Source organism: Pseudoduganella violaceinigra DSM 15887 (genome assembly GCF_000425385.1).
GTDB classification, from domain to species: Bacteria; Pseudomonadota; Gammaproteobacteria; order Burkholderiales; family Burkholderiaceae_D; genus Rugamonas; species Rugamonas violaceinigra.
In genome coordinates this window covers 165,684-186,600 of record NZ_KE384358.1, presented here as the reverse complement: position 1 = coordinate 186,600, position 20,917 = coordinate 165,684, and the positions used below count along the sequence as shown (strand labels likewise).

The window sequence follows — 20,917 nt, the reverse complement described above, 5'->3', positions numbered from 1 at the left end:
TGGCTGTTCCTTTCCTCACGCTTTGGCGCAGTCGGGCGCGTTGCTCATCATTTCCTTCATGCCCTGTTCCATCTGTTCGGGCGTCAGGTCGCGCTTGTGGGTGGCGACGGACCAGGAATGGCCGAACGGATCGATCAGCACGCCGTAGCGGTCGCCCCAGAACATGTCGGCCGGCGGCATCTTGGCCGTGGCGCCGGCCTTGACGGCCTGGGCGTAGGTCGCGTCCACGTCGGGCACATACAGATGGATCGTGACCGGCGTGCCATTCAGTTTCTTGGGACCGAAGCAGCCATGGTCGGGGAAATCGTCGACCAGCATGATGACGGAGTCGCCAATCTGGATCTGGGCGTGCATGATGCGGCCGTCCGGCGCCGGCATGCGGGAATTTTCGACGGCATTGAACGCTTTCTTGTAGAAATCAATGGCGGCGGCGGCGCCCTCGCAAACGAGGTGAGGGGTGATCGTGCGCATACCTTCTGGGATCGCTTTGACAGTCATGGTCATTCTCCATTCGTAGTTGAGGAAAGAGGACGCTATCTGCGGCCTCCATATTCCCACGACGAACGGCGCGGCGCCAGATCGACACGATTACAAAATTTTTTATCCCGGCCATTTCCGGTCGAGGCAAGGCCTGGAAGCGGCAAGCCCGATGGCTGGGCAGGCGGTTTTAAAGCGCCCGCAAGGTGATCGTAAATTTGAGCCCGCCACCTTCCCGGTTGGCAACCTCCAGCTCAGCCTCATGGCGTGACAGCACGCGGTCGACAATCGCCAGCCCCAGGCCCGCCCCATTGGCCTGCCCGCGCGCCGTATCGAGCCGGGTAAACGGCTTCAGCAGCTGCGCAATCTGGTCCTCTGGCACGCCGACGCCATGGTCCTGCACCTCCACCACCACCCGCTTGGCGGTATGCATGCCGCGCACGCTGCATTTGATATCGATCTCGGCCAGGTCGGAACCGGGCGTCTTGCCGTAGCGCCGCGCGTTTTCCACCAGGTTGGCGATTACGCGCTTGAGGTCGGTGGCATTGCCCAGCACATGGGCGTGTTCCGGCAGCTCCGCCGTCACCGTCACATCGGCGTGCCGGCCCGCTTCATGCGCGCAGTCCGATAGCAGCTCAGCCATATTCACATTGATGAAGCTGGCCGCTTCAGTCGGCTTGGCGTAGTCCAGGAACTGGGCAATGATGGCATCCATCTGCGCAATATCGGACTGCATGCCTTCGCGCGCCTCCTGCGACAGGTTGGCCATTTCCACTTCCAGCTGCATGCGCGCCAGCGGGGTGCGCAGGTCGTGCGAAATGCCGGCCAGGATCACGGCGCGGTCCGATTCGACCTGCTGCAGGTCGTCCACCATCTGGTTGAAGGAGCGGTTGGCCTGGCGCACTTCCTGCGGGCCGACTTCGGGCAGCGGTTCGGGCCGGCGGCCCTGGGCGATTTCGCGGGCGGCGGCGGTCAGGCGTTGCAGCGGCAGGTTGATCAGACTGGAAATCAGGGCCGCGCCCAGCAGGGACACCACGGATACCACGCCGGCCCAGCCCAGCCACTCAACCGGGCCCTGCAGGCGCTCGCGCTCGAGCATCAGCCAGTAGCGGTCATCGGCGATCTTGAAGCTGACCCAGTAGCCGGGCACGCCGTTCACTTCCGAGGAAAAGCGGGTGTCCGGGCCCAGCTTGGCCTTGACCAGGCTCTGGATATCGGCCATCAGCCCGGTGTTCGGCGCCGCGGCAACCTCGTCGTCGTCTTCCATGGTGAAGACGCGGATGCCTTCGTTCGACACCAGCTCGAACAGCAGCTCGCGCCGCAGGTCGGTGGCGGAGTGGGTCAGGGCGGCACGCGTGATGGTGACCACCGACACCACCTGGGCGGCGGTCTGCTGCGCCAGCGGTTCGCGCTGGACGTAGTTGACCATGCCGAACCAGGCGGACATGGAGAGCGTGGTCAGCACGCTCAGCAACAGGAAGGTGCGCCAGAACAGGCCGCTGGTCAGCGACGCCGGGCGCGGCAGGCGGAATGTCATCGGCGGTGCGGAATCAGCGTGGCTGGCCCTCAGGGATGAAGACATAGCCCAGGCCCCACACGGTCTGGATGTACAGCGGGCTGGACGGGTCCGGCTCGATCAGCTTGCGCAGGCGGGAAATCTGCACGTCCAGGCTGCGGTCGAACACCTCGTACTCGCGGCCGCGCGCCAGTTCCATCAGCTTTTCGCGCGACAGCGGCTGGCGCGCATGGCGCGCAAACACTTTCAGCACCGAGAATTCGCCGGTGGTCAGGGGCACGGTCTCGCCGTTCTTTTTCAGGGTGCGGGTGCCCAGGTCCAGCACGAACTGGCCGAACTCGAACGATTGCGGATGTTCCGACGGCGCACCCGGGATTTCGTCGGGCTGCTTGCGGCGCAGCACGGCGCCGATGCGGGCCACCAGCTCGCGCGGATTGAAGGGCTTGGGCAGGTAGTCGTCGGCGCCCATTTCCAGGCCGACGATGCGGTCCACGTCCTCGCCCTTGGCGGTCAGCATGATGATCGGGGTCTGGTCGCCGGCGCCGCGCAGGCGGCGGCAGATCGACAGGCCGTCTTCGCCGGGCAGCATCAGGTCCAGCACCAGCAGGTCGTAGCGCTCGCGCAGCCACAGCTTGTTCATGGCGGTGGCGTTTTCGGCGGTGACGACGTTGAAGCCTTGCTCGGTCAGGTAGCGGCGCAACAGGTCGCGCAGGCGGACGTCGTCGTCCACCACCATGATCTTGGCCTGGTGGCCCGACTGGCCGCCGGCGGCCGCTGGAGGGGTAGTGGTGGTATTCATAGGGGAGTGTGAGCTTGTTGAATTGTCAGATGCATGTCGCTATGGTAACGTCATATTCAGCGCCGGCGCCATACCGGTGAAAACTCATTACAAATTCTTACAAACTTTACCCCGCCGCACTTACTATCGATAGTGGGAGCGCATACACTGCGGGCATGGATACGGCTAGTACGACGAGGACCGCGATGAAACTTGGTGCAAAAATGGGATTGGGCAAAGCGGCTGCGGCAGCATTGTGCGCCAGCCTGTGCTGCACCCTGGCGGCCAGCGCGCAGGCGCAGTCGGAACGGCAGAACATTCAGCCGCAGCCAAGGGAAGCGCGGCGCGACAACCGCTGGGCCGAAGAGCGGGACGCGCGCCAGTATGAAGCCCGCGAAGCGCGCCAGGAAGAACGGCGCCGCATGGAAGAATACCGCGATAACGGCGACGCCTCGCGCCGCATGGGCCGCATGACCCCCGACGAACGCCGCGACCTGCGCCGCCAGATCAATGAGGCGGGCCAACAGGTCTATTCCCTGCCGCCGCGGCGCTGAAGTGTGACATTTACGTAACGCCAAGCAAGCGCCTGGCGCCAAAAGCCTCCGAAATTTGATGTTTTGCGTGTAATATTGATTGCCCGCAAGACAATGTGCCCGGGCGCGCCCATACTCAGGGCACTGGAGGAGGAGCTTTGTCCCACACCGCATTACAGGATGACACCGGCACGCTGCCGGCCGGCGTGGTCCGGCGACCCGATGGCGTCTTTCTCGACGCGCGCCTGCTGGCGCCCGAACTGACCGCCGCGGTCGATGCCCTGTTCCGCGGCGGCCTGGTGCTGCGCGGCCTGGATTACCCGGTGCTGGCGCGCGCCCTGTACGGCGTGGGGCCGGAGCTGGCGCCCAGCGCCGACCTGCTGCTGCGCGTGGCCGAGCGGCTGGAGCCGTTCCCGGCCCTGCGCAAGTCCCTGTACCGCAACGTCAAGCTGCGCGACGGCGAGGCCGAATACTTCTTTGAACCGATTTTCCTGCCGGCCGAGGAGTTGCCGGACGGCACCTTGCTGCCCGAGCGCCAGGCCCAGCTCGACTTCGACGAGTTCGTCGCCGATATGTGGCAAAAGAATGTGCGTTTCGGCCTGCAGGTGGCGGCCATCCGCGCCGCCCTGGCCGCGCCCAAGGGCGAGCGGGTGGCCGCCGCGCTCGAGCTGGAGCCGACCCCGGCGCAGGATGCGCGCGTGGTGGAGCTGGCTGCCGAACTGCACCGCAGCGACGCGCCGCGCCAGCGCGCCGACGGCACGGTCGACCTGACCAGCTTCCAGAACCGCTTCCCGCAGATCAAGCAGGGCATGCGCCTGCTGCAAAAGCTGCCCGGCGTGCCGGGCGCGCCGGGCCGCAATATCGCTGGCCAGCCGCTGGCCGCGCTGGCGCCCAAGGACGTTGATTTCGCCCGCTTTGCCGGCGAGGGTACCCTGATCGCGCGCGAGCCGGACGGCGAGTTCCTGGTGGCGGCGCGCGAAGGCTTCCTGAATGTGGACCCGAAGAGCGGTCAGGTGGCGCTGAGCGACAAGATCATCAGCCGCGAAGGGGTGTCGGGGCGCACCACCGGCAACCTGGAGCTGATGGGCGCTTTCGAGGAATTTGGCGACGTGCAGGAGCTGCGCGACGTTAACGGCAGCGACATCACCGTGCACGGCGATGTGTTCGGCAATATCCACTCCAGCGGCGGCACCATCATCCTGGGCCGCAACCTGGTGGGCGGCAAGGCGATCAACGCCAAAGGCGATATTCGCGTCGACGGCGTGGCGTCGGGGGCGGCCATCCAAACCGCCTGCGGCACCGTGACCATCAAGGGCCGGGCCGAAAGCTGCGTGATCAGCGCCCCCAGGGTGGTGATCGCGGAGGCCTCCAATTGCGAGATCTTTGCCGACGAAGTCGTCATGGAACTGGCCATCGGCTGCGCCGTCGCCGGGCGCAGCGTGGCGATTGAAAGCGCCGGCCCGCGCAAGAGCACCGAAATGTTCGTCTACGTGGTGGTGAACGACGTCGCCGGCCATGAGGCCGAGCTGGCGGCGCTGCAACACGAGGTGGCCGGGCACGCGGCGAAAATCGCCGCCTGGAGCGCCGAGCACGCGCGCCTGAACGGATTGGCCGAGGTGCGCAGTTACCTGACGCTGACGGAAAAGCTGCGCAAGGGCGAGATCCACCTGACCCCGGCCCAGGTGCCGCATCTGAAAAAGGTGGCGGCCGCGGTGGCGCCGCAGATCAAGGCGCTCGGCCAGCTGCTGCAATCGATCAAGCTGGGCGAGGAGGCCCTGAGCGGGGCCCGCGCCCGGCGCGACGCGCTGGAGGCCCTGACGCGTGAGGCGGCGGTCCGTTCCTCGGTGCGCATCAGCATGGTCGACGGCGAAGTGCTGGTGCGCACCTTGCCCCTGGGCGAAGCGGCGGCCGCCCATTTCATGGGGCAGCCCAAGGACTATAAGGCCCTGCTGCGCGGCCCGCGGGGCGACAGCCAGGCCATCTTTGCCGGCGCCCATGGCAGCGTCAACTGGCAGGGCGCCGCCCAGGTTGAGGCCGGTGTAGCCTAGCCGTACAATGGCCGAAGAATACCAATCGGGAGACATGGTGCCTGCAGATGCTGCCACGGCCGCCGCGGCGGCCGGCGATCTGCCATCGTCGCTGGTTCAGCGCGCCGATGGCGTCTATTTCAAGGCGGAAGCCCCAGCGGCCTCGCTGCAGGGCGCTGCCAACCAAGTGTTCCTGTCCGGTGCCTGTTTCCGCGGCCTCGATTACGGGGTCTTCATCCGCGCCCTGTACGGCGCCGGGCCGGAGCTGCCGGACGGCATGAAAGGCCAGCCGCTGTGGCGTTTTGCCGACGCTATCGTGGCGTTTCCCGCCGCCCGGCGCGAACTGTACAAATCGGTGCGCATCGTCGGCGGCGAGGCGGAATATTACTTCGAACCGGTGTTCATCGATGTGGTGGGGATTCCGCCGGTGCCGGCCCAGCTCGACTTCGGCGAATTCGTCGCCGACTTGTGGAGCAAGGGCGTGCGCTTCGGCATCGATGCCGCGGTCGTGCGCGAGGCCATCGCCAGCCGCAAGGTGGCGCGCCTGGTGGTGGCGCGCAAGCTGCCGGCGGCGCCGGGGCGCGACGCCGCCATCGTGGAGGTGTCCGAAAGCATTCACCGCTCCAACGCGCCGCGTCTGCTGGCCAACGGCCGCTTCGATATGCACACCTTCCAGAACCGCTTCCCGCAGGTGAAGGCGGGCATGCGCCTGCTGCGGCGCGAACCGCCGGCGCCGGGCACGCGCGGCTTCGAGCTGTCCGGCATTCTGCTCGAGCCGCCGGCGGCGCGCGACGTCGAGCTGGTCAGCGTGGCCGGCGAGGGCACGCTGGTCGAACACCATGACGGCATCGATTACCTGGTGTCGTCGACGGAAGGCTTCATCAACGTCGACAGCAAGAGCCAGCGCATTTCCATCGGCCCCAAGATCATCAGCCGCGAAGGCGTGTCGGCGCGCACCACGGGCAACCTGAAACTGGACGGCGACTACGAGGAATTCGGCGAAATCCAGGAGCAGCGCACCGTGGAGGGCGGCAATATCACGGTGCACGCCGACGTCTTCGGCAATATCAGCTCGCGCGGCGGCACCATCGCGCTGCAGAAGAACCTGATGGGCGGCAGCGCGTCCAACGCCGACGGCGATATCCGGGTGGCGGGCGTGGCCTCGGGCGCGCTGCTGCAGGCAAAGCAGGGCGAGGTGGTGCTGGGCAAGGCGCAGAACTGCGTGATTACCGGTACCCGCGTTGTGATAACCGAGGCTTACAATTGCGAGATCATGGCCGAAGAAGTGCTGATCAAGCTGGCGGCCGGCTGCGCCATCGCGGCGCGGCGCATCGAGATCGACAGCGCCGGTCCGCGCAAGCAGGCCGAAATGCAGCTGCACGTGATGGTGCCGGACACCGCCAAATACGACGAGAAGCTGGCCGAATGCGCGGCGCGCGCCGGCAAGCATGAACAGCAGGCCGAGCGCTGCAAGGCGCAGATGGACAGCATCACGGCGGAGCAGGAGATCCGCAACTACCTGCAGCTGGCCAGCAAGGTGCGCAAGCAGGAAGTGACGCTGAACCAGGAGCAGCTGGTGCTGTTCCAGAAAATGGCGCAGAAAGTCGGGCCCTCGCTGAAGATGGTGGCGCGGCTGCAGGTGCAGATGAAGGAAGCCCAGGCCGCGCAGCAGAAAGAGCAGGAGCTGGGCGAGCACGTCTACCGGCAAAAACTGGCGGTCATGGGCAGCGCGCGCTGCACGGTGCGGCAGGTGGCCGGCGACATGGTGGTGCGCACACTGGTGTTCAACCCGGACCTGGGCCCGGCCTACCTGCTGCCGCCCAAGGAAGTCAAGCTGCGCGTACGCGCCCCGCTGGGGCAGCAGCAGCCCCTGTTCGTCGGCAGCGCCGGCATGATCGACTGGAGCGCGGGTGCGGCATGAAAGCCGGGGTCAGCTCTGGCAATCGGACATTCCCCGCTTTCAAATTGCAGCGTAACAGGGCATGGCGCCGATGGGCAGGTCGTGGAACAGGTTGTGTTCCGTGTCGTTCAGCGCATTATTGGACTGCAGCATGCGCACTTTCGCGAGATAGTCGCCCACGGCCAGCACGCGCCCCATCGGCGACGCGATGCCGCCCTTGCGCGTGCTGGCCTGCTCGCGGATGGCCACGGTGACGGCGGGCGGGAAGCTCCAGGCTTCCGAGATGCCGGCGGAAATGCCAATGGCCTCGCTGGCTAGGCGGGCGCGGAAGGTGGCCGAGCCCAGGTCGCCGGGGCCGGCGTTGACGCTGTCCATCACCCGTAGCGCCGTCAGCAGGCCCGAATTGAACACCAGTCCCGCCAGGAAGGCTTCAAACGGGTCGACCCCGAATTCCGGCGCCAGCATGCGGCAGGCGACGGCGCTTTTCTCCGACTGCGTCCAGATGCGCGGCGCCAGCAGCTTGGTGTAGTGGCCCGAGTTCAGGTCGATGATCGGACGGAAGGCGACCGAGGTGACCAGGTGGCGCAAGCCTTCCTGCCCGACCACGATGACGGCGTGTTCGACGCTGTGGATGGTGGTCGGCTCGCCGCTGTTCTGGATCGCCGCATTGGCCAGGCGCAGCACCGAGCCCACCAGCACCAGGTCGTTGGAAATCTTGCGCGCGATGTCGGCGCCGGCGAAATTCTCGCTGCGCAGGCTTTGCAGCAGCTGCGGGATGACGCCGGGCATGCGGCGCAGCATGTCGGCCGCGTTGTGGCCCGACTGGGCGGCCAGGATCAGCTCGTGCAGCACGCGGCCTTCGGGCGCGGTGGCGTCCAGGAATTCGCGCTCGGGCAGGGCAAACAGCCAGCGCTGGAAGGCGGAATTGACCAGGTCTTTCTGTTCGAAATCGGGGCCGCCTTCGAGCGCGGGCGAGCGCACCGGTGCCGGGGCCGGCGGCGGGGAAGGCCGTTGTGGCGCCGGCGCGGCAGTTGCCGCCGCCGCTTGCGGGCCGTTGTCAGGTTTGGCGAGCAATCGCTTCAACCATTGGTACATGGAGGCATTCCCGGCAATTGTTATGCAAGCATTGTAGCCCAGGCGGCTTCCTTTGAGGATGCGCAACATGCTTGCTGTTGCGTAACGGTACGATGGTACAGCGTATCCGTGGAATCAGAGGAGCAATATGGAAGCCGACCTGCGACAGTACCTGACGTTCCGCCTGGGCGGCCTGGAATATGCGCTGGACTACCGCCGCGTGCAGGAGCTGCGCCCCTTGAGCGCGCTCGAGCGGGTGGCCGCGGGCGGCGAGATCGTGGCGGGGGTGGCTTTGTCGCGCGGGGTGATCATGCCCATCGTCGACATGCGCGTGGCGTTCGGCCCGCGTCCGCCGGTGCACGATCCGCGCATCGACGTCATCATCCTGAAGCTGTCGACCTGCGTGATGGGCATGGTGACGGATGGGGTGACCGACCTGGTGAGCTTGCCGGCGTCGGCGGTCCACCCGCTGCCGCTGGCGGGCGGCGAGGTGGACTACCTGCTGGGGATGGGGGAGCTGGGCGGGCGCCGCCTGATCATGCTCGATATCGACCGCCTGATGGCGGTGCGCGGCACGGCGCGCCAGCGTCAGGCGGCCAGCGCTTCCAGCTGCTCCTGAAGCTCAAGCCATTCGCCTTCCAGCTCTTCCAGCGCCTTGCTGCATTCGACCTGGTCGGCCAGCAGGGTTTTCAGCTTGGCCTTCTGGTCCGCTTCGTAGAGGGCGGGATCGGCCAGGGCGGCGTCGATCGTGGCTTTCTGCCCGCTGCGCTGGGCCATGGCGGCTTCCACCTTCTTCAGGCGGTTTTCCAGCGGCTTGCGCTGGGCCGACAGGCGCTGGCGCTGTTCGGCTTCCAGGCGCTTTTGCTCCTTGCGGTCGGCCGGGGAGGCGTCCGGCGCCGCGGCGCCGGCGCCGGCGGCTGGCACTGCGGCGGACGGCTTGGCCAGCTTGGTCTGCAGCAGCCAGTCCTTGTATTCATCCAGGTCGCCGTCGAACTCGCGCAGGCGGCCGCTCTCGACGATGATGAACTGCTCGGTGGTGGCGCGCAGCAGGTGGCGGTCGTGCGAGACCACCAGCAGCGTGCCTTCGAACTGGGCCAGCGCGTCGGTCAACGCTTCGCGCGTTTCCAGGTCCAGGTGGTTGGTCGGTTCGTCCAGCAGCAGGAGGTTGGGACGCTGCCACACGATCAGGGCCAGCGCCAGGCGCGCCTTTTCGCCGCCGGAGAACGGGGCGATCTTGCTGCTCACCATATCGCCCGGGAAGTTGAAGCTGCCCAGGAAGTTGCGCAGTTCCTGCTCGCGCACGGTCGGCGCCATTTTCTGCAGGTGCCACAGCGGCGATTCGTCGTGGCGCAGCATCTCCACCTGGTGCTGGGCGAAGTAGCCGATCACCAGGCCCTTGCCGGTGGTGGCGGTGCCCGTCAGCGGGTCGATGTCGCCGGCGATGGTCTTGATCAGGGTCGACTTGCCGGCGCCGTTGACGCCCAGCAGGCCGATACGCTGGCCCTGCACCAGGGAGAAGGTCACGCCGCGCACAATGGTCTTGTCGCCTTGCTCGGTGTGGTAGCCGCAGTCGACGTCCTCCATCACCAGCAGCGGGTTCGGTGCGCTGACCGGGTCGCGGAATTCGAAGCTGAATTCGGCGGCCGCGCGCAGCGGCGCCAGTTCTTCCATCCTGGCCAGCTGCTTCATGCGGCTCTGCGCCTGGCGCGCCTTGGTGGCCTTGGCCTTGAAGCGGTCAATGAACGATTGCAGGTGGGCGCGGGCGCGCTGCTGCTTCTCGATGGCCGACGCCTGCAGCACCAGGTGGGCGGCGCGCTGGCGCTCGAAGCCCGAGTAGTTGCCCGAGTAGCGCTTCAGCCTGCGCTCGTCGATGTGCACGATCACGTTGACGATCTCGTCGAGGAAATCGCGGTCGTGGGAAATGATGATCAGGGTGCCCGGGTAGCGCTTCAGCCAGTCTTCCAGCCAGATGATGGCGTCCAGGTCCAGGTGGTTGGTCGGCTCGTCCAGCAGCAGCAGGTCGGAGGGGCACATCAGCGCCTGCGCCAGGTTCAGGCGCATGCGCCAGCCGCCGGAGAAACTGGCCACCGGCTGCTGCATCTGTTCCAGCGAGAAGCCCAGGCCCAGTAGCAACTGCTCGGCGCGCGACTGCACGGTGTAGCTGTCGGCGTCGGCCAGGGCGGAATGCACGTGGGCGATCTCGATGCCGTGCTCAGGGGAGTCGGGCAAGGCTTCCAGGCGCGCCAGTTCGGCCTGCAGATCGCGCAGGTGGGCGTCGCCGTCGATGGCGTAGTCGATGGCGGTGCGCGGCAGGGCAGGGGTTTCCTGCGCCACGTAGGCCATGCGCCAGCTTTTCGGGAAGTCGATGTCGCCCAGGTCCGGGTGCAGCTCGTTGCGCAGCATGGCGAACAGGCTGGATTTGCCGGCGCCGTTGGCGCCGATCAGGCCGATCTTGTCGCCTGGGTTCAGGGTCAGGTCGGCGTTTTCCAGCAGCGGTTTCAGGCCGCGCATCAGGCTGACGTTGGTGAAGCGGATCATTTTTTGGTCGTTTTCTTCAAGACCGGTAAACCAGTGCCTGACCCGCAGGGTCAGGCACTGGGCCCGCGGCGGCCGCGTATCGGTGCCTGACCCTGCGGGTCGGACACCGTCTTACCGGTTCAGATTTTCAGTTGGTCGGCAGTGAGCAGGAACACCATATCATCGCCTTGGCTGGTGGTCAGCCAGGTCAGGCCCAGATGGCCGAAGGCCGCTTCCGCGAATTCCTTCTCGTTGCCGATCTCCACGATCAGCAGGCCGTCGTCGCTCAAGCGCTCGGCCGCGCCGGCCACGATCTGGCGCACCAGGTCCATGCCGTCGGCGCCGCCGTCCAGGGCGATCTGCGGTTCGTGCAGGTATTCCTGCGGCAGCGCGGCCATCGACGAGGAATTCACATAGGGCGGATTGGTGATGATCAGGTCGTACTTCTTGCCAGCCGGGACGTTCGCGTACAGGTCCGACTGGATCAGGTTCACACGCTCGCCCAGCTTGTAGGTCTCGACGTTCTTGCGCGCCACATCCAGCGCGTCGCCGGAGATATCGACCGCATCCACCTGCGCATCCGGGAAGGCGTCCGCCATCATGATGGCCAGGCAGCCGGAACCGGTGCACAGCTCCAGGATGTCCGACACGTTGTCGGCGTCGTTGACCCACGGCGCGAAGTAGTTCGGAATCAGTTCCGCGATATAGGAGCGCGGCACGATGGTGCGCTCGTCGACGTAGAAATTGTAGGTGCCCAGCCAGGCTTCCCGGGTGATGTAGGCGGCCGGCACGCGCTCGCTGGCGCGGCGCTCGATCACGGCCAGCACGTCGGCCACTTCCTCGGGCTGCAGGCGCGCGTCCATGAACGGCTCCAGGCGGTCCAGCGGCAGGGCCAGGGTGTGCAGGGTCAGGTAGGCCGCTTCGTCGTAGGCGTCGGCGCTGCCGTGGCCGAAGAACAGCTTGGCCTTGTTGAAACGGGTGACTGCGTGGCGAATCAGGTCGCGCGGGGTGGTGTACAGGGTGGTATCCATAGTCTTCTTCTTAGCGCAGGAGGTTTTCCAGGGTGCGGCGGTAGATGTTCTTCAGCGGATCGATGTAGCGGATTTCGATGTGCTCGTCGATCTTGTGGATGCTGGCGTTCGGGGGGCCAAATTCTATCACCTGGGGGCAGATCTGGGCGATGAAGCGCCCGTCGGAGGTGCCGCCGGTGGTCGACAGTTCGGTGTCGACGCCGGTTTCGTCCTTGATGGCGTGGCACAGCGCTTCGGACAGCGTGCCGCGCGGGGTCAGGAAAGGCTGGCCGGACAAGACCCAGTCCAGCTCATAGTCCAGGCCGTGCCGGTCGAGGATCGCGTGCACGCGCTGGCGCAGGCTCTCGTGGCTGGAGGCGGTCGAGAAGCGGAAGTTGAAGTCGATGTGCAGATCGCCCGGGATCACGTTGTTGGCGCCGGTGCCGGCCTTGATGTTCGACATCTGCCAGGACGTCGGCAGGTAGTACTCGTTGCCATGGTCCCAGACTTCAGCGACCAGGTCGGCCAGGGCCGGCGCCGCCAGGTGGATCGGGTTTTTCGCCAGCTGCGGGTAGGCGATGTGGCCCTGCACGCCCTTGATGGTGAGCACGCCCGACAGCGAACCGCGGCGGCCGTTCTTGATCATGTCGCCCAAGGTCTGGTCGGAAGTCGGTTCGCCGACGATGCAGTAGTCGATGCGCTCGTTGCGCTCCCGGAGCTGTTCCACCACCTTGATGGTGCCGTCGGTGGCCGGGCCTTCCTCGTCGGAGGTGATGAGGAAGGCGATCGAGCCCTGATGGTCCGGGTGGGCGGCAAGGAACTCTTCGCAGGCGACCACCATGGCGGCGATCGACGTCTTCATGTCGGCGGCGCCGCGGCCATACAGCTTGCCGTCGCGCTGGGTCGGGTAGAACGGCTCGGACGACCATTTTTCGACCGGGCCGGTGGGGACCACGTCGGTATGGCCGGCAAACACCAGCACCGGGCTTGCCGTGCCCTTGCGCGCCCACAGGTTGGTCACATCGCCCGAGATGATGGTCTCGCAGCGGAAGCCAAGCGGTTCGAGCCAGGATTTCAGGTGGTCCTGGCAGCCTTTGTCGTCCGGGGTCACGGATGCGCGGCCCAGCAGTTTTTCGGTCAGTTGAAGGGTGCGGGAAGCGCTCATGCTGCGAAGATTTCCTGGTACATGGCGTCGTTGAAGCCGACATGGGCGCGCGCGCCGGCGCCCACCAGCACCGGGCGCTTGATCACGGACGGGTTTTCCAGCATCAGGGCGACGGCGGCGTCGGCGCTGGTGACGGCGGCCTTGCGCGCGTCGGACAGGGCGCGCCAGGTGGTGCCCTTCTTGTTGACCAGCACTTCCCAGTCCAGGGTGTGCAGCCAGGCGCGCATGGTGGCTTCGTCCAGCCCCTGCTTCTTGAAGTCGTGGAAGGTAAAGTCGAGCTGCTGGCCGGCCAGCCAGACGCGGGCTTTCTTGACGGTGTCGCAGTTCGGAATGCCGTAGAGAGTAATCATCAGGTAAAAAGATTGGTGCGGGGGCGGCCTGGAGGCCGAAGGACGACATTATATCCCGCGGCAAACCCTGCAATCGGGTTTGCTTGGCCCCCTTGCTATTACATCTAGTTACACTTCTGTGGCAATATGACAACGTTATAGATAATGTAATTGACGAATTTGCACCGAAAGTGCTTTGATGTTCCCCTCATCCTCATGGAGAACATCGGAATGAAGTACAAAGTCTTACCTTTGGCAGTACACCTGGCCTTGACCACGTTGGCCATTGCGCCTGCGGCGCAAGCGCAAACCAGCGCCGGATCGGAAGCACAGCCGATCCAGCGTGTTGAAATCACGGGCTCGACCATTCGCCGCGCCGACAAGGAAACGCCAAGCCCGGTCCAAGTGTTGTCTGCCCAGGACCTGAAGAATTCCGGCTACACCACGGTCTCCGAGGTGTTGCGCAATGTAACGGCCAACGGCCAAGGCACCCTGTCCCAGTCCTTCAGCGGCGCCTTCGCTGGCGGCGCCAGCGGCATTTCGCTGCGTGGCCTGTCGGTGGGCGCAACCCTGGTGCTGATCGACGGCCACCGCATGGCGCCTTACGCGCTGTCCGATGACGGCCAGCGCAGCTTCGTCGACATCAGCCAGATCCCGTTCGAAGCCATCGAGCGCATCGAAATTCTGAAAGACGGCGCGTCCTCCACCTACGGCTCCGACGCCGTGGCTGGCGTGGTCAACGTGATTCTGAAGAAGACCGTGGTCGGCGGCAGCATTTCGGCCGAAGCCGGCCAAACCTCCAAGCGTGATGGCCGAACCGCCCACGTGTCGGGCATCTACGGCTGGGGCGACCTGGACGCCGATGGCCACAACACCTACCTCGCGGTCGAATACCGCAAGCAGAACAAGATCCTGCTGACCGACCGCCTGGGTAAAGATTTCACCCGCGCCGACTGGACCGCGCTGGGTGGCCGCAACCTGACCCGTGGCGTGCCGACGGCAAGCAATAGCCGCCGTCCTACCTCGATCACCGGCTACTTCCTCGACCCAAGCACCAAGGCCATCACGGGCTTCCTGCCGGGCTGCGACCAGACCATGTTCAATGCCGGGCAATGCGCGTATGTTGACAAGGACCTGGAGCTGCAACCGGAAACCAAGAACGTCAACGTCATGGGCTCGTTCGTGCAGAAGCTGGGCGCAGACTGGAAGCTGAACCTGAAAGGCTCCTTGTTCGAGTCGAAGGCCGAGCAGATCGGGCGCTTCTCCACGTCGAACGCAAGGCGCGCCGCCGGCCTGACCGGGCTGCAATACGGCCCGGGTTATCCGAATCCCGTTTCCACGCCAACGGACGGTGCCCTGTTCCTGACCGTGCCATCCACCTACCCTGGCAATAACACGGGCAGCGAGCAACTGCTGCAATACGACTTCCCTGAGCTGGGCGGCGGCCGTACCGGCCTGAAGTCCGACACCGTGCGCCTGGTCGGCGACGTTACCGGCACGCTCGGCCAATGGGACGTGACCGCGTCCGTGGGTTACAGCAAGAGCACGGTGAAACAGGCGATTGATGGCAGCTTCCACCTGGCGAACCTCCAGGCTGCGTTCAACGATCCGGTTCATCCTTACCTGGTGGGTGCGGCGGCCTCCGGCAATGCGGCAACCCTGCGCCAGTTCATCGCCCCGACCCAGCACGCCAAGGCCACCAGCACGCTGGAATACGCCAGCCTGCGCGGCTCGCGCGATCTGACCGATCTGCAAGGCGGCGCTCTGGCCTTGGGTGTTGGCGCGGAATACACCTACCGTAAGCTGAATGCACAGGCTCCTGACAGCGTCGCATCGGGCGCCCAGATCGGCAACAACGCCTGGGCCATCGGCACCCAGAAAATCGCGGCGACGTATGCCGAGTTGGTGGCGCCAGTGCTGAAGAACCTCGAACTGGATGCCTCGCTGCGTTATGACCACGTGCAAGGTGTCGCCAACTCGACCACGCCGAAGTTCGGCTTCAAATACGTGCCTGCCAAAGAGTTGACCCTGCGCGGCACGTACACGAAGGGCTTCCGCGCACCGAACCCGGCAGAGACCGGCAACACGGGCAGCTTCTTCGCCGCCAATGCAACGGATGATCCGATCCTGTGCGCCAACGACGGAGACGCCAAGGAAACCGTCGCTGGCAACTATCCGCAGCAGTGCAACCTCGGCCTGGCCGGCGTGCAGCAGCCTGGCAAGAACCTCAAGCCCGAAAAGTCCAAGTCGTACACCCTGGGCCTGATCCTTGAGCCGAGCAAGATGTTCAACCTGTCGGCCGACTATTACCACATTCGCGTCGACAACCAGATCATCAGCGCCTACAGCGATCCTGGCTACGATGCCATGGCGTACGTCGTGCGCGGTAATCCGGTTGCACAGCCATTCGTCCTGCCTGACGGTTCGCTGGGAACGCGTACTCCATCGGTCGGCAATATGCTGTTCGCGCCGTATCCGTATGAAAACGCCTTGTTCACTTCCACCCGTGGCCTGGATCTTGACATGCGCCTGCGCTTCAATGTGGAAGGCGTCGGCAAGATCTCGGCCGAGCTGATCGAATCCCACATGTTCAGCTACAAGCAAGGCACCAAGGGCGGCGAAACGGTGGAACTGGCTGGTACGCACGGTCCGTCCGGCGTGTCGGGCGATACCGGCAATCCGAAGGACCGCGCACAGTTGATCCTCGGATTTGAAAATGGCCCGCTGAACCTGACCGGCACGGTGAACTGGGTGAGCGGTTACAGCGTGACCGATCCTTCCAACGCCAATGCGCTGACCTGCCAGGATGCGATCGACAACGGTAGCGGCGCCTTTGCCAATGCGCCGGCTCAGTTCTGCCGCGTGAAGCATTTCACCTCGTTTGACCTGAACGCGTCGTACAAGCTGACCGACCGTTGGACCATTCACGGCTCGATCCTGAACCTGTTCAACAAGCAGCCGCCGCTGGACTTCCAGACCTACGGCAGCGCAGCGTCGACGTTCTACAACCCGGCGCTGCACCAGGCAGGCGCGGTTGGCCGCTTCTTCAATATCGGCGCCAACTACAAGTTCTAATCGATAGGGCTTGACCACTGCGTGCGCCGCTTGCCGATAAGGCAGGCGGCGCACGTTTTTTTTGGGGGGAAAGTGTGGCGCGGCTTTCAGCGGTTGCGCGCCGGGTGCATTGCAAATAGGCTAAAGCGCTGCAAAGGCCGGCAGGTAAATCCCGCTGAATTCCGGCGGCAGCCGCTTGGGACGGCCGCTCGAAAGCTCGATGCAAACCAGGTCCCAGCGGGCGCGCAGGACCGTGGTGCTGTCGCTTTGGCGCACTAGCTGGAAGCGGCGCTGCATCGATAGCGGGCTATCGCCTGGCAGCAGCCAGGTGCCGAGCAGCAGCGCCTCGCCTTGCCCGGTGGCGAAAATGTAGTCGAACTCGCTGCGCCGGATCGCCATGCCCCGGTCGAGGCGCTTGTAGTCGGCCAGCGTCAGTCCGAGCGCGTTGGAGTGTGCCCAGCCGGCTTCTTCGCACCAGCGCACGTAGACCGCGTTGTTGGTGTGGTCCAGGCCATCAATATCGGCCGCCTGGGGTGTCACTGGCAGGATAAAAGGACGGGGACTGTCCCAGCTTGGACCGATCATGGCTGGGGTGCCAGGGCCGGCGCAGGCATGAGGACAGGGGCGTCGTAGCTGCCCTTGGTCTTGATCCAACCGCGGAAGGTGTCGCGGAATTCAAGCAGTTCCGTGTGGTAGGCGAAACCGCCGAATTCCACTTTCAATTCTATGCAGTCCTTTGCCGCGGTGCCGGCAAGCAGACGGCGCTGCGGTGGGCTGTCGGGATAAATCACGTCGGAGCCATTGAAATTCTCGCCGATGTCGGCGATGCCCGGCTGCGGCTTTTCGAACCGGCCGAGCTGCTTGAGTACCGCCTCTGGCAAGTCGCTGAGCGATGCGATAGGACGCGCGTTGTCGGCCGGGCAGGCCTGCGCCGTGAATGTGCACAGCAGCGCCGGCAGCAGGATCGCCGCGCGCACGGTCAACGGCCCTTCAGGATCGAGCCCAGTACACCGCGGATGATTTCGCGCCCCACTTGCGAGCCGATGCTGCGGGCGGCGGATTTGACCATCGCCTGCACGGCGGAGTCGCGCTTGCCGCCGCCGCCAAAGATACCCCCCAGCACATCGCCAAAGATGGAGCCGCCGCTGTCGGCGGGGACGGGGGCTGGCGCCGGAGCTGGCGCCCGTCCGCTGGCTGCGCCAGTTGTGCTGCGGCCATCATACGTCCCGCCGTTGCCGCCGCGCGCATTGGCGTTGCCGGCGCCCACGCGCCCGGTCAGCTTCTCATAGGCCGATTCGCGGTCCACCGTCTGTTCGTAGACCCCGGCCACGACCGAGTTGTCGCGCGCAGCCTGGCGTTCGGCGGGGGTGATCGGGCCCAGTTGCGAAGCGGGCGGCAGCACGAAGGCGCGCTGCACGATCTGCGGCGTGCCTTTCTCGTCCAGGAAGGACACGAGCGCCTCGCCCACGCCCAGTTCCGTAATCACTTGCGCGACGTCAAGCGCCGGGTTGGGGCGGAAGGTTTCCGCGGCCGACTTGACGGCCTTCTGGTCGCGCGGGGTGTAAGCGCGCAAGGCATGCTGCACCCGGTTGCCCAGCTGGCCCAGCACGGTCTCCGGGATGTCGAGCGGGTTCTGGGTGATGAAGTAGACGCCGACGCCTTTGGAACGGATCAGGCGCACCACCTGTTCGATTTTCTGCAGCAGGGCTTTCGGCGCTTCGGCAAACAGCAGGTGGGCTTCGTCGAAGAAGAAGACCAGCTTCGGCTTATCCAGGTCGCCCACCTCGGGCAGGTTCTCGAACAGCTCGGACAGCATCCAGAGCAGGAACACGGCGTAGATGCGCGGCGCGTTCATCAGCTTGTCGGCGGCCAGGATATTGACCACGCCCTTGCCGGCGGCGTCGGTCTGCAGCAGGTCGTCGATGTTCAGCATTGGTTCGCCGAAGAACTGCTCGCCGCCCTGTTCCTCGATCGCCAGCAGCCCGCGCTGGATGGCGCCGATGCTGGCGGCGCTGACGTTGCCGTAGCTGGTCTTGTAGTCGGCCGCGTTGTCGCCCACGTGCTGCAGCATGGCGCGCAAGTCCTTGGTGTCGAGCAGCAGCATGCCGTTGTCGTCGGCGATCTTGAACACCAGCTGCAGCACGCCTTCCTGGGTGTCGTTCAGGTTCAGCATGCGCGCCAACAGGGTGGGGCCGAGGTCGGAAATGGTGGCGCGTACCGGGTGGCCTTGTTCGCCGAACACGTCCCAGAAGGTGACGGGGCAGCCGGCCCATTGCGGGGTGTCCAGTTTCAGCGCTTCCAGGCGCTTGGCCATCTTCTCGCCCAGCACGCCGGGCTTGGCCATGCCGGACAGGTCGCCCTTGATGTCGGCCATGAAGACCGGCACGCCGATATCGGACAGGGCCTGCGCCATGCGCTGCAGCGTGACAGTCTTGCCGGTGCCGGTGGCGCCGGTGATGCAGCCGTGGCGGTTGACCAGGTTGGACAGCAGGTCGAGGGAGAGGGTGTCGCTTTTGGCGATGGGCAGGGCGGTGCTCATGGGGGCGGAATTCTTGTTGATATGAAATTCCGATCATACCTCATCGCATGCCCTGCGTAAGTCACCGTAGCGATTCAGCGCGTTGCCATCGCGTGTCGCCAGGTAGTTGAAGCCAGATGTGTTTCCAGGCGTTGCGAGTGCCGCCGGCCACTTGATTGACCAGCTGGGCAGGCGTCACGGCGGCGCCTTCATAAACGATGCAATCGCCCTCGACGCTGGCATGATGTGTGGCCTTCCTGATGGTGAGCCGCAGTCGCGTGCCGGACGGAAGGAATAGCGTCTTCCATTGATAGCCGCCGAACGACGAGCCGCCGTCATGGGTCGGTGTGGCATGCTGGAGTGCGATCCATTCGCTGATCGCGCGACCTGCCACTTCGGCGAATTCTTCGGTTGACCGCCTGCCGTCGAGATATGCACTGAGATCGAGAAATACCTGGAATGGTATTGAGATGCCTATCAGGCCTTCCATTTTGCGCTCCTTCGCAAATTCTCCTTAAACCGGCTCGAATCGCAATAATCGTGCTAATTGCTGCTAAATACTTGCTCGAACTGACTTATTTCGCGCTCGATTTCTCTTGAAACTTCTCGTTTATGCTCGAAATGACTCGGCGCATGGAACAATTTTTGCGCGGGAACTCGAGTGGAAATGAGCAAAAACGAGCAAGAAAATGATCGGAACGAGCAACAATAGGGCAAAACGAGGCTGCAATAAGCAGCTTTAAGCAGCTTTAAGCAACTTTAAACAAGGTTATGCAAGTTTGAGCATCTTTGAGCCAAGGAGCCCTAAATAGGACGGGCCACAGGGCAGGAGATAAGACCGCGGCAGGAACAGGAAGTTCCTGCCGCGGCTCAGAGGGGTCAGGAATTCAGCGTGAACTCGGTGAAAGAAGCGTCGGTCGGCGTCTGCAGCTCTTCTTCCGTGGTTGGCGGCGGCGCTTCCAGGCCGTGGTTCAGCAGCCACAGCAAGTTGGTGGCCGAATCCGCGTTGGCCAGCGCTTCGTCCTTGGTGATCGTGCCTTCCATCACCAGCTTGTACAGGGCCTGCTCGAAGGACTGGGAGCCCGGCGAGAGCGACTTTTCCAGCGCTTCCTTGATCTGGCCGATTTCGCCTTTTTCGATCAGGTCGGAAATGTAGCGCGTGTTCACCATGATCTCGACCGCAGGCGTGCGTGTGCCACCGCCGGCTGAGCGGATCAATCGCTGCGACACGATAGCCTTCACCGACGACGACAAATCCTGCAGCAGCGCTGGGCGGTTCTCGATCGGGTAGAAGGAGATGATGCGGTTCAGCGCATTGTAGGAGTTGTTCGCGTGCAGGGTCGCCAACACCAGGTGGCCCGACTGCGAGTAAGCCATCGCGGCGGCCATGGTCTCGCGGTCGCGGATTTCGCCGATCAGGATGCAATCGGGCGCCTGGCGCATCGAGTTGCGCAGGGCGGTGTAGAAGTCCTTGGCGTCGCTGCCGATTTCGCGCTGGTTGACGATCGACTTCTTGTTACGGAACAGGTATTCGATCGGGTCTTCCAGCGTCAGGATGTGGCCCGAACGCAGTTCGTTGCGGTGGTCCAGCATGGAGGCGATGGTGGTGGACTTGCCCGAGCCGGTGGCGCCGACCAGCAGCACCAGGCCGCGTTTTTCCATGATCAGGTCGGCCAGTACCGGCGGCAGGCCCAGTTCGCCCAGCGGCGGAATGGCGGCCGGGACGAAACGGAACACGGCGGAAATGCTGCCGCGCTGGCGGAACGCCGACAGACGGAAGCGGCCCAGGTTGGCCATGGAGATACCCATGTTCAGCTCACTGGTGTTTTCCAGTTCTTCCATCTGTTCGGGCGAGCAGACTTCGGCCAGCAGGGCGAGCAGGTTTTCGGGCTCAAGCTTTTGCTGGTTGATCGGGATCAGGATGCCGTTGATCTTCAGGTGCACCGGCGAGCCTACGGCGAAAAACATGTCCGAGGCGTTTTTTTCCTTCATCAGCTGGAACAGGCGGTCCATTGCCAT

Annotated in this window: 18 protein-coding genes; 5 read left to right on the top strand and 13 right to left on the bottom strand. The window is 64.7% G+C overall.

What is annotated here, in order from left to right:
- Positions 1–15: 15 nt before the first annotated feature.
- The 3 genes from H597_RS0123295 to ompR all read right to left on the bottom strand — a co-directional run bounded on the left by H597_RS0123295 (position 16) and on the right by ompR (position 2,792).
- The gene (locus tag H597_RS0123295; RefSeq protein WP_028104224.1) at positions 16–504 is read right to left on the bottom strand and encodes a VOC family protein; all 489 of its coding nucleotides are present in this window, start codon (positions 502–504) and stop codon (positions 16–18) included.
- Positions 505–667: 163 nt separating this feature from the next.
- Positions 668–2,014, bottom strand: a complete 1,347-nt coding sequence (locus H597_RS0123290; RefSeq protein WP_028104223.1) for a sensor histidine kinase family protein — start codon at positions 2,012–2,014, stop codon at positions 668–670.
- A 13-nt stretch (positions 2,015–2,027) separates the two neighbouring features.
- Positions 2,028–2,792: an osmolarity response regulator transcription factor OmpR gene (gene ompR, locus H597_RS0123285; RefSeq protein ID WP_028104222.1), complete on the bottom strand. Its 765-nt coding sequence runs from the start codon at positions 2,790–2,792 to the stop codon at positions 2,028–2,030.
- A gap of 203 nt (positions 2,793–2,995) precedes the next feature.
- Between ompR and H597_RS35535 the strand changes: the two genes are divergently transcribed.
- From H597_RS35535 to H597_RS0123270, 3 genes are all read left to right on the top strand, one after another.
- Positions 2,996–3,325 carry a hypothetical protein gene (locus tag H597_RS35535; RefSeq protein ID WP_051294051.1) on the top strand — a complete coding sequence of 110 codons (330 nt, stop codon included), beginning with the start codon at positions 2,996–2,998 and terminating at the stop codon, positions 3,323–3,325.
- A 137-nt stretch (positions 3,326–3,462) separates the two neighbouring features.
- Positions 3,463–5,352, top strand: coding sequence for a flagellar assembly protein A (locus H597_RS32205; RefSeq protein WP_051294050.1), 1,890 nt, complete (start codon positions 3,463–3,465; stop codon positions 5,350–5,352).
- A 34-nt stretch (positions 5,353–5,386) separates the two neighbouring features.
- A complete protein-coding gene (locus H597_RS0123270) occupies positions 5,387–7,252 on the top strand; it encodes a flagellar assembly protein A (RefSeq protein WP_051294094.1) in 1,866 nt (621 codons plus the stop codon).
- 39 nt (positions 7,253–7,291) lie between these two features.
- On the opposite strand, the gene H597_RS32200 is transcribed toward H597_RS0123270, so the two are convergent.
- On the bottom strand, positions 7,292–8,326 hold the full coding sequence (locus H597_RS32200; protein ID WP_051294049.1) for an HDOD domain-containing protein: 1,035 nt from the start codon (positions 8,324–8,326) through the stop codon (positions 7,292–7,294).
- 127 nt (positions 8,327–8,453) lie between these two features.
- On the opposite strand from H597_RS32200, the gene H597_RS32195 reads away from it, so the two are divergent.
- On the top strand, positions 8,454–8,924 hold the full coding sequence (locus H597_RS32195; protein ID WP_035375047.1) for a chemotaxis protein CheW: 471 nt from the start codon (positions 8,454–8,456) through the stop codon (positions 8,922–8,924).
- Here the strand turns inward: H597_RS32195 and H597_RS0123255 are convergent.
- The 4 genes from H597_RS0123255 to H597_RS0123240 all read right to left on the bottom strand — a co-directional run bounded on the left by H597_RS0123255 (position 8,894) and on the right by H597_RS0123240 (position 13,350).
- Complete coding sequence (locus H597_RS0123255) at positions 8,894–10,843, bottom strand: ATP-binding cassette domain-containing protein (protein WP_028104220.1); 1,950 nt, start codon at positions 10,841–10,843, stop codon at positions 8,894–8,896. The genes H597_RS32195 and H597_RS0123255 overlap by 31 nt on opposite strands.
- Before the next feature lie 119 nt (positions 10,844–10,962).
- Positions 10,963–11,853, bottom strand: a complete 891-nt coding sequence (prmB, locus tag H597_RS0123250; RefSeq protein ID WP_028104219.1) for a 50S ribosomal protein L3 N(5)-glutamine methyltransferase — start codon at positions 11,851–11,853, stop codon at positions 10,963–10,965.
- 10 nt (positions 11,854–11,863) lie between these two features.
- Positions 11,864–12,997 (bottom strand): succinyl-diaminopimelate desuccinylase, encoded by a 1,134-nt coding sequence (gene dapE / locus H597_RS0123245; RefSeq protein ID WP_028104218.1) that lies wholly within the window; start codon positions 12,995–12,997, stop codon positions 11,864–11,866.
- Positions 12,994–13,350 (bottom strand): ArsC family reductase, encoded by a 357-nt coding sequence (locus H597_RS0123240; protein WP_028104217.1) that lies wholly within the window; start codon positions 13,348–13,350, stop codon positions 12,994–12,996. Before H597_RS0123240 ends, dapE begins: the two co-directional genes overlap by 4 nt.
- A 207-nt stretch (positions 13,351–13,557) precedes the next feature.
- On the opposite strand from H597_RS0123240, the gene H597_RS0123235 reads away from it, so the two are divergent.
- Positions 13,558–16,401, top strand: a complete 2,844-nt coding sequence (locus tag H597_RS0123235; RefSeq protein ID WP_035375045.1) for a TonB-dependent receptor domain-containing protein — start codon at positions 13,558–13,560, stop codon at positions 16,399–16,401.
- A gap of 120 nt (positions 16,402–16,521) precedes the next feature.
- Here H597_RS0123235 and H597_RS0123230 read toward each other — a convergent pair whose 3' ends face one another.
- The 5 genes from H597_RS0123230 to H597_RS0123210 all read right to left on the bottom strand — a co-directional run bounded on the left by H597_RS0123230 (position 16,522) and on the right by H597_RS0123210 (position 20,917).
- Positions 16,522–16,965 (bottom strand): acyl-CoA thioesterase, encoded by a 444-nt coding sequence (locus H597_RS0123230; protein ID WP_028104215.1) that lies wholly within the window; start codon positions 16,963–16,965, stop codon positions 16,522–16,524.
- Positions 16,962–17,363, bottom strand: coding sequence for a hypothetical protein (locus tag H597_RS0123225; protein ID WP_028104214.1), 402 nt, complete (start codon positions 17,361–17,363; stop codon positions 16,962–16,964). The genes H597_RS0123230 and H597_RS0123225 overlap by 4 nt, the downstream gene beginning before the upstream one ends.
- Positions 17,360–18,919 (bottom strand): helicase HerA-like C-terminal domain-containing protein, encoded by a 1,560-nt coding sequence (locus H597_RS0123220; protein WP_028104213.1) that lies wholly within the window; start codon positions 18,917–18,919, stop codon positions 17,360–17,362. Before H597_RS0123220 ends, H597_RS0123225 begins: the two co-directional genes overlap by 4 nt.
- Positions 18,920–18,980: 61 nt before the next feature.
- Positions 18,981–19,388 carry a hypothetical protein gene (locus tag H597_RS33525; protein ID WP_051294048.1) on the bottom strand — a complete coding sequence of 136 codons (408 nt, stop codon included), beginning with the start codon at positions 19,386–19,388 and terminating at the stop codon, positions 18,981–18,983.
- 389 nt (positions 19,389–19,777) lie between these two features.
- Positions 19,778–20,917, bottom strand: a complete 1,140-nt coding sequence (locus H597_RS0123210; RefSeq protein ID WP_028104212.1) for a PilT/PilU family type 4a pilus ATPase — start codon at positions 20,915–20,917, stop codon at positions 19,778–19,780.

Excerpts from the sequence above, each read along its gene's own strand:
- H597_RS33525 (WP_051294048.1), bottom strand. The coding sequence starts at position 19,388 with ATGGAAGGCCTGATAGGCATCTCAATACCATTCCAGGTATTTCTCGAT.
- dapE (WP_028104218.1), bottom strand. The coding sequence starts at position 12,997 with ATGAGCGCTTCCCGCACCCTTCAACTGACCGAAAAACTGCTGGGCCGC.
- H597_RS32200 (WP_051294049.1), bottom strand. The coding sequence starts at position 8,326 with ATGTACCAATGGTTGAAGCGATTGCTCGCCAAACCTGACAACGGCCCG.
- H597_RS0123210 (WP_028104212.1), bottom strand. The coding sequence starts at position 20,917 with ATGGCAATGGACCGCCTGTTCCAGCTGATGAAGGAAAAAAACGCCTCG.
- H597_RS0123255 (WP_028104220.1), bottom strand. The coding sequence starts at position 10,843 with ATGATCCGCTTCACCAACGTCAGCCTGATGCGCGGCCTGAAACCGCTG.
- ompR (WP_028104222.1), bottom strand. The coding sequence starts at position 2,792 with ATGAATACCACCACTACCCCTCCAGCGGCCGCCGGCGGCCAGTCGGGC.
- H597_RS0123295 (WP_028104224.1), bottom strand. The coding sequence starts at position 504 with ATGACCATGACTGTCAAAGCGATCCCAGAAGGTATGCGCACGATCACC.
- H597_RS0123270 (WP_051294094.1), top strand. The coding sequence starts at position 5,387 with ATGGTGCCTGCAGATGCTGCCACGGCCGCCGCGGCGGCCGGCGATCTG.
- H597_RS32195 (WP_035375047.1), top strand. The coding sequence starts at position 8,454 with ATGGAAGCCGACCTGCGACAGTACCTGACGTTCCGCCTGGGCGGCCTG.
- H597_RS0123220 (WP_028104213.1), bottom strand. The coding sequence starts at position 18,919 with ATGAGCACCGCCCTGCCCATCGCCAAAAGCGACACCCTCTCCCTCGAC.
- H597_RS0123235 (WP_035375045.1), top strand. The coding sequence starts at position 13,558 with ATGAAGTACAAAGTCTTACCTTTGGCAGTACACCTGGCCTTGACCACG.
- H597_RS0123290 (WP_028104223.1), bottom strand. The coding sequence starts at position 2,014 with ATGACATTCCGCCTGCCGCGCCCGGCGTCGCTGACCAGCGGCCTGTTC.
- H597_RS35535 (WP_051294051.1), top strand. The coding sequence starts at position 2,996 with ATGGGATTGGGCAAAGCGGCTGCGGCAGCATTGTGCGCCAGCCTGTGC.
- prmB (WP_028104219.1), bottom strand. The coding sequence starts at position 11,853 with ATGGATACCACCCTGTACACCACCCCGCGCGACCTGATTCGCCACGCA.
- H597_RS0123230 (WP_028104215.1), bottom strand. The coding sequence starts at position 16,965 with ATGATCGGTCCAAGCTGGGACAGTCCCCGTCCTTTTATCCTGCCAGTG.